This window comes from Rhodoferax sp. (assembly GCF_037143375.1).
Taxonomy (GTDB): Bacteria; Pseudomonadota; Gammaproteobacteria; order Burkholderiales; family Burkholderiaceae_C; genus Rhodoferax.
Window position 1 is genome coordinate 1 of the sequence record NZ_JBAWYV010000144.1, and the last position, 7,592, is coordinate 7,592.

Annotated in this window: 5 protein-coding genes; 3 read left to right on the plus strand and 2 right to left on the minus strand. The window is 61.1% G+C overall.

Annotated elements, in window-relative coordinates; all coding sequences use genetic code 11:
- The coding region (locus WCG50_RS15765; protein ID WP_336900550.1) for a methyl-accepting chemotaxis protein at positions 1–744 on the plus strand (744 nt) is incomplete at its 5' end.
- 12 nt (positions 745–756) lie between these two features.
- On the plus strand, positions 757–2,304 hold the full coding sequence (locus WCG50_RS15770; protein WP_336900551.1) for a methyl-accepting chemotaxis protein: 1,548 nt from the start codon (positions 757–759) through the stop codon (positions 2,302–2,304).
- Positions 2,305–2,582: 278 nt separating this feature from the next.
- Here WCG50_RS15770 and WCG50_RS15775 read toward each other — a convergent pair whose 3' ends face one another.
- Complete coding sequence (locus tag WCG50_RS15775; RefSeq protein WP_336900552.1) at positions 2,583–3,467, minus strand: LysR family transcriptional regulator; 885 nt, start codon at positions 3,465–3,467, stop codon at positions 2,583–2,585.
- An 85-nt stretch (positions 3,468–3,552) separates the two neighbouring features.
- On the opposite strand from WCG50_RS15775, the gene WCG50_RS15780 reads away from it, so the two are divergent.
- Positions 3,553–4,566: a sodium-dependent bicarbonate transport family permease gene (locus tag WCG50_RS15780; protein WP_336900553.1), complete on the plus strand. Its 1,014-nt coding sequence runs from the start codon at positions 3,553–3,555 to the stop codon at positions 4,564–4,566.
- A gap of 164 nt (positions 4,567–4,730) precedes the next feature.
- On the opposite strand, the gene WCG50_RS15785 is transcribed toward WCG50_RS15780, so the two are convergent.
- The coding region (locus WCG50_RS15785) for an Hsp70 family protein (RefSeq protein ID WP_336900554.1) at positions 4,731–7,592 on the minus strand (2,862 nt) is incomplete at its 5' end.

The window sequence follows — 7,592 nt, forward strand, 5'->3', positions numbered from 1 at the left end:
ACCACCGCCATCCAGGGCGGCGAGGTTGTCTCCCAAGTGGTTGAAACCATGAAACACATTAACGACAGTTCCAAACGGATCTCCGACATCATCAGCGTGATTGAGGGCATTGCGTTTCAGACCAACATTCTGGCGCTCAATGCGGCCGTCGAAGCCGCCCGCGCGGGTGAGCAGGGACGCGGCTTTGCGGTGGTGGCCAGTGAGGTGCGCTCCCTCGCCGGGCGTTCAGCCGATGCCGCCAAAGAGATCAAGAGCCTGATACATGCCAGTGTGGAGCGCGTGGCAGAAGGCACGACGCTGGTGGATCTGGCGGGCAGCACCATGACCGAGGTGGTGAGTGGCATCAAACGCGTGACCGATCTGATGGGCGAGATCAGTGCTGCCAGCCGCGAGCAAAGCCTGGGTGTGTCGCAGGTGGGTGAGGCGGTAACGCAAATGGATCAAGTGACGCAGCAAAACGCCGCGCTGGTCGAAGAAATGGCGGCCGCCGCCAGCAGTCTGAAATCACAGGCACAGGACCTGGTGGGCACGGTGGCGGTGTTCAAACTGAATTCGGGCGCAGTGTTTGTGGCGCGCGTGGTGCCACCCACGGCCTCGGTTCGGGCGACCAGCCTGCCAAAACAGGGGTTCAAAGGCGTCGAAAAACGCATCCACCGACCGACCCCCCTCGCCCTTTCGCGTGTAGTCCTGGCCCCCAGCAAACCCAACCCGGCGCAAAACACAACGGAATGGGAAAGCTTTTAGCTTTTAAACACCATGCGTACCAACCTGCCTGTCACCCAGCGCGAATACCAGTTCTCTGGTGAGGAGACCTTGCTCTCCACCACCGACACTGCCAGTCATATTACTTATGCCAATGCGGCGTTTGTCCGCACCAGTGGCTTCGCCCCAGACGAGTTGATGGGACAACCGCACAACATGGTGCGCCACCCGGACATGCCGGTGGAGGCGTTTGCCGACATGTGGCACAGCCTCAAAGAAGGCCAGTCCTGGACCGCGTTGGTTAAAAATCGGCGTCAGGATGGTGACCACTACTGGGTGCGCGCCAATGCCGCGCCGATGCGCCGCAACGGCCAGTTAACCGGCTACCTGTCAGTGCGCACCAAGCCCTCACGCACTGAAATCGACATCGCCACCCAACTGTATGCACGCTTCAAGAACGCAAGTGCGGCTGGCCTGGCCTTTCACCGGGGCTTGATCGTGCACACTGGCCTGATGAGTTGGGCCAGTGCGTTGCAACTGTTGCCAAGTGCTTGGCGGGTGCGCCTGCCCTTGCTGGTTGTAGGCGTCGTAATGGGCGCAGCCTTGGCAACGTCTGCGTTAAGTGGCGTGGCGCTTGCCAGTGTGAGCGCAGTGATGGCCGCCAGCCTGCTGCTGGCCGACTGGTTTATTGAGCACCAGGTCACCACCCCCTTGGGCCAGATTCTTGGGGTGGCGCAACAGGTGGCCAGTGGCGAACCCGCCGTGAACCTGAACCTGGACCGTTGCGACGAGGTCGGGCTGATCGCCCGCGCTGTCAATCAGGCTGGTTTGAACCTGCACTCGCTGGTGGCCGATGTGTACGAGCAGGCGGCAGGGGTGCAGGTCGCCAGCCAGCAAATTGCGGCAGCCACCCACGACTTATCCAGCCGCACCGAGCAGACCGCCTCCAGCCTGGAGCAAACCGCCGCCGCCATGGAGCAGCAAACTGCCTCGGTGCAGCAGAACTCGGACACTGCGCACCAAGCCAGCCAACTGGCGCAGGAAGCCACCGTAGTAGCCGCCAAGGGCGGTGCCGCGATGGTCAACGTGGTGGACACCATGGCCGCGATTTCAGCCTCGAGCCGCAAGATTGCCGACATCATCAGCGTGATTGACGGCATTGCCTTTCAAACCAACATCCTGGCTTTGAACGCGGCGGTAGAAGCGGCCCGTGCCGGTGAGCAGGGTCGCGGCTTTGCCGTGGTGGCCACCGAAGTGCGCAGCCTGGCCGGGCGCTCGGCGTCAGCGGCCAAGGAAATCAAGAGCCTGATTGATGACTCGGTAGACAAGGTCGAGGAAGGCTCGCGACTGGTGGCGGATGCGGGCCAGACCATGAACGAGGTGGTCAACCATGTGCGACGCGTGAATGACCTGATGGCCGAGATCACCACTGCCTCCAAGGAGCAATCCCTGGGTATTTCCCAGGTAGGCCAGGCGGTCAGCCAACTCGACGAGATGACCCAGCAAAACGCCGCCATGGTGGAGCAAAGCTCTGCTGCAGCCAGCAGCATGGGCGAGCAGGCGCAGCGTCTGGTGGATGCGGTGAAGGTGTTCTCGGTTTAAACAACTCCCCACCAACAGTTTGCTTCAAACGCCCAAAGGGGGCTGGCAATTCAATAAAAAAATACAAGAACATCATGCTTGAAGGTCGGGTATGGAGAAAAACGTAAACCGGCAACGCAGCGTCAAGATTCACTCACGAGCGCCCGATATCCGGAAGTCCAATGACGCGATTTCTGTCGTCGGTCAGCCACCGTTCGGGGGATTTCAAATAGTGCCCCAAGTGGAGATCACAGAAAATCGACCAGCGGCGCTATTTTGAAATTGGTTGCTGATGCATCTCACGTCCCCGCCAGCAAATGGGATTTAAAAATCGAAGCAATCGGCGAGAGCTTCTTGCCCTTGGGGTGAACGACGTGCCAGTTTGATTCGATGGGAAAACCCTGAACGTTCAATACGCAAACACCGTGCTCCCGCGCATGTCCATGCAGGGCGTGGCTGGAAAGAACGGAAATACCCAACCCCCCGGCCACTGATTCCTTGATGGCCTCGTTGCTGCCAAGCTCCAGGCGCAGATTCGGGCGGAACCTGGCCGCTTTGAAGTAGTGGTCGATCGCCATGCGCGTGCCTGAGCCTTTTTCCCTCAATATAAACCGTTCATCCGCGAGCTCGGGCAGAACAAGCTGCTTGTGCTTTGCAAGTGGGTTGCGGGTAGCGGCTATCACGACCAGAGGATTGGCCATAAAAATATCGTCCACCAGATCGATGTCGACCGGCGGTGTAGACATTACATAAATATCGTCAAGGTTGTTACGCAAGCGGCTCACAACGCCATCGCGGTTCAAGACTTCAAAGGAAACATCAATGTCGGGGTAACGTTTGCAGAAGGTGCCTAGCAGTCGTGGAACGAAATACTTGGCAGTGCTGACCACCGCAACACGCAAGGTTCCTCGCATATACCCCTTGCGAGCATCAACGCGCTGCTCAAACCCCTCCCATTCAGTTGCAATAGCCCGTGCTGTGCGAGCCAGCTCTAAGCCGATCTCGGTCATGTAAAGCTTGCGAGCCACGATTTCGTAGAGCGGCAGGCCTACGGTCTCTGATATTTCTTTCAACTGCATCGACGCTGTCGGCTGCGTGACGTGCATCACCCTCGCCGCCGCGCTTACGCTGCCGGTTTCGCTGAGTGCCAGAACCAACCGCAGTTGGCGAAAGGTAATATTCATAGACTTTTATCTATATAAGATTGTGTAAGAATCGATTTTACAAGATAGATGATTCTGCATAGCATCGGTCAAAAGGACCCTACTTATGCAAAATCTTCTCGATCCGGCCATTCTTTTCTTTATTTTTGGGGCGCTCGCCGGGGCACTGAAATCCAACCTGGAGATCCCGCAGCCTATCTCTCGCTTTCTCTCGCTGTACCTTCTGATGGCCCTGGGCTTAAAAGGTGGATTCGCGCTTGCTCATTCCGGCTTCACCAGTCAGGTGGCAACAAGTCTTGGGTGTGCCGTCCTTCTTGCAGTGGCAGTGCCATTACTTGGGTACGGCTTATTACGGCGGTTTTTGTCTGGTTTTGATGCCACGGCAGTGGCTGCAACTTATGGATCGGTTAGCGCCGTGACCTTTGTGACTGCGGTCCAGACACTCGAAAATCAGCAAGTGGCGTTTGGCGGATATATGTCCGCGGCGATGGCGATGATGGAGTCCCCCGCTATTGTTCTCGCCGTCTTGTTTGCCAACTCACTGCGCCAACGTCAGGGTGTGCCCGTTACTGTCACAGGCGGAGGTGCCGCCGTGCTCGCCATGGGCCCACAATCTGGACGGTCAGGTATCCCGCTTGGAAAAATCCTTCACGAGTCATTGACCGACGGCGCCCAATTGTTGCTTTTGGGCGCGATGATGATTGGCATGCTGAGTGGGGACGCTGGCAAGGTTGCCATGCAACCGTTCTCGGGTGATCTCTTCAAGGGTATGTTGGCATTCTTCCTTCTCGACATGGGACTGCTGACCGCCCGCAGTCTTCCTCAGGTGCGGGATAAGTCCCCGTGGCTCATTGTCTACGCCGTGGTTGGGCCCCTGACACACGCAACTCTGGCGCTGGGCCTGGCTTGGGTGTTTGAAATACCCGCAGGCGATGCCACTTTATTGATGGTGTTGGCCGCCAGTGCGTCCTACATCGCAGTGCCTGCCGTGTTGCGTTATGCGATACCTGAGGCTAGTCCCTCGTTGTATTTTGGGTTGTCACTGGGCATCACATTTCCCCTGAATATTATTTTCGGAATTCCTTTGTACACGTACGTTGCGCAGAGTGTGTTGGGTTGATTCAATTGGAATCGATGAAAGTTACTTCAATGACAATGCAGCGCGTTACGTTCTTGACCACATGGTGAGGAAAGCATCGTGGATCCAGGCATCAAGATTCCATTAGCAAAACAAAACAGCGGTCAAAGCGGATGGCCTTCAACGAGCCCCGCCTGATCGCTTGTTCACGCCATCAAGCGCAAGCCCGGCGGCAAAGACTCGCCCAGCAGGCGGCGTTCGGTGGCTTCGTCCAGCGCTACTTTGTGGCGCACCATCTCAATCCAGACCGGAGGCGCGTGAATCGACTGCAGGCGCGCCATGATGCGTTCGCGCAGTGCCAGAGGCAGGTCGCGCGTGCGGTCGTCGGTCATGCGGGCCAGGTGGGTGGCGGCAAAGGCGGCGGGCTCCAGACGTTTCCAGTCGAGCGCCAGCAGGGTCTCGACCCACGCGGCGGCGGTCTCGGAAGGAACGACGTCGTGCGTGTGGCCATAAAACGGCTGGCGGCTACCGATGCGGCCCAGCGCCCACAGCGTGCGGGCGTCGCTGGCCGCATCCACGGCGCGGCCTTTGGCGGCTGAGGCCAAAGATTTCTGGATGCGCCCCAGCAACCACGCACCAATCTCGACCTTGTAGTCCACCGGAATGCGCTCCAGCGCGGCGCCCAAGCGCAGCATGTCTTCGTCGCTGCCCTTAACCGGTTTGGTGGTGACGGCCTCGCTGCCAAGTTCGTTGTGGTGCAGGTTGTAGGCAAAGTCATCCAGCAGGCGCAGTTGTTCGGGCGCTTGCAGGCCACCGGCCACGCGCCGCCACAGCGTCCACCATTCGGCGCTCACCTGTTTGTCGCTGGCGAACTGCACGCCGGGCGCAAACTGGGTCCAGAGTTGCTGCACGCGCCAGCTGTCCAGCGGGTCGCCAAAACCGGGGCGCAGGCAATAACCCGCCAGATTGAGCCAGACCCGCTCGTGCTCTACCGAGCGGCGCCGACCCCGGGCCCGGGCCCACAAGGCGTCGAACAACTGCCGCAGTTCCGGCGTGGCCCAGCGTTCGCGCTCGCCCAAAATGCTTTCAAGTTGGGCGCGCAGTTGCTTCACTTCCTTGGGCGTAGCGGGTTGGCTGCCGGTGCCAAAAACGCGGTCGATTTTGTCGATGGCCAGCTTCACGCGGGTCGCCACCGCGGTGTCCGGGCTGCCGATGTCTGCCACCGATTCCGCGCTTGAGGGCGCGTGGCGCAAATCGAATTCGAGCAACCAGCGCTGGCGCGGGTCCGCCAGGCTGACGCAATGCACCTCCAGCGTGCCGACTTCGGTCAGCGCAGCGGCCAGTTGCACGGGGATGTCTTTTTGATCAAATTGACCTCTAGCCCCCGTGCTACCTGCGTGAGCTGCTTCTAAAACAATAGCAATGGGTGGCAAGGGCGCAAACTGTTCACCCGCCAGCGTGACCAGCTCGCCCGGTACGGCGCGCGCGTGGTCGGGTGCGTCGGCCAGGGCAGTGAACAGGTTGAAGCGCACCGGTTGCCCCAGGCGCAGGGCAAAGGTGCGGTCTTTGAGCACCACTTCCTGGCCCGGCTCCTGCCCGCGTGGCAGCAGGCAGATGCCGCGTGGGACGGTCTGGCCCGCGCTGTTTTTAGCGGCCCCATCCAGCAGCAAAAAGTAACTGCGTGCCGAGCCGCCACCGATCTTGGGGGCCAGTCCTTGTTGTGCCAAGGCGTAGGCCACGGCACCGCGGGCCACCGCCACATCGGGGTTGTCGTTGTGCAATAGATGCAGCGGGGCGCCGCGCCAGTGGCCCAGGGTTTGTTCCAGCCGCTGCACCAGGGCGCCGGCCCGAAACACGCCGCCGTTGAGCAGCAGGGTGTCGGGCATGGCCTCGCCGTGGTGGCGCAAAAAGTCTGCCAAGTGGCGGGTGATGGCCGGGTCGCGTGCGTAGGGCAGACCAAACGCCACGATGCCGCTGCGGCCTTCGTGCGTCGGCTCACTCATCGCCACGGACGGGAAAAATCCGTCCACCAATAGGCTCACCACCTCGTCGCGCGTGAGCGTCACCGAGCGGCTGCCGCCAATCAGGCGGGCACCGCCGCCGAGCAGCGTGACCTGGGTTTGATCAGGGGCATCGGTCGCCAGCAGCAGCTCTTTGGCGGCGCGGCAGCGCTCCATCAATTGGGCCAGTCGGCTGGCAGAAAGTTGGGGCGCGCTTTGGCCGTTGGGCGTGGCGGCCATGCGGGCCTCGACCGCGTGGGCCAGTGCCAGATCCATGTTGTCGCCGCCCAGCATCAGGTGCTTGCCGACGCCGATGCGGGTCAGTTGCGGCTCGCCCTTTTGCAAGGACACGTCGATCAGGCTGAGGTCGGTGGTGCCACCGCCCACATCGCAGACCAGCACCCGTTGTGTGTGTTCCAACTCGGCCGCGAGGCTGCTGCGGTGGCGTAAGAGCCAGTCGTAAAACACGGCCTGCGGTTCTTCCAGCAGGCGCAATTTAGGGAGCCCGGCCAGGCGCGCCGCGCTCAGGGTCAAGGCGCGGGCCGCTTCGTCAAACGAGGCGGGCACGGTCAGCACGATGTCTTGCTGTGCCAGCGGGCTGCCGGGGAATTGCGCGTCCCACGCCGAGCGAACGTAGGCCAAATAGCTGGCGCTGGCGTCGACCGGCGACACCTTGGGAACGTCAGGCGGTGCGCCCCACGGCAAGATCGGCGCCAGGCGGTCGACCGCTGCGTGCGACAACCAGCTTTTGGCACTGGTCACCAGACGGCCCGGCACCTGGCTGCCCAGTTGGCGCGCCCATTGGCCCATCACCACCGGCGTTGGTGCGGCGTCATCACCGGCGGGCCAAGGCAACTGCAACTCACCCACCGGGATTTCGCCCGTGGCGGCGTGGTAGCGCACCGAGGGCAACAGCGGCCGGGCCGCGACTTGCCCCGGCGCGATCAACTGCGCGATGTCAAACAGCTTGATCTCCGCCAGCGCTGCCCGCTTGCCACGGCCAGGCGGCTTGGCGATCGGCGCGTAGGCGACCACCGTGTTGGTGGTGCCGAGGTCAATGCCGACGAG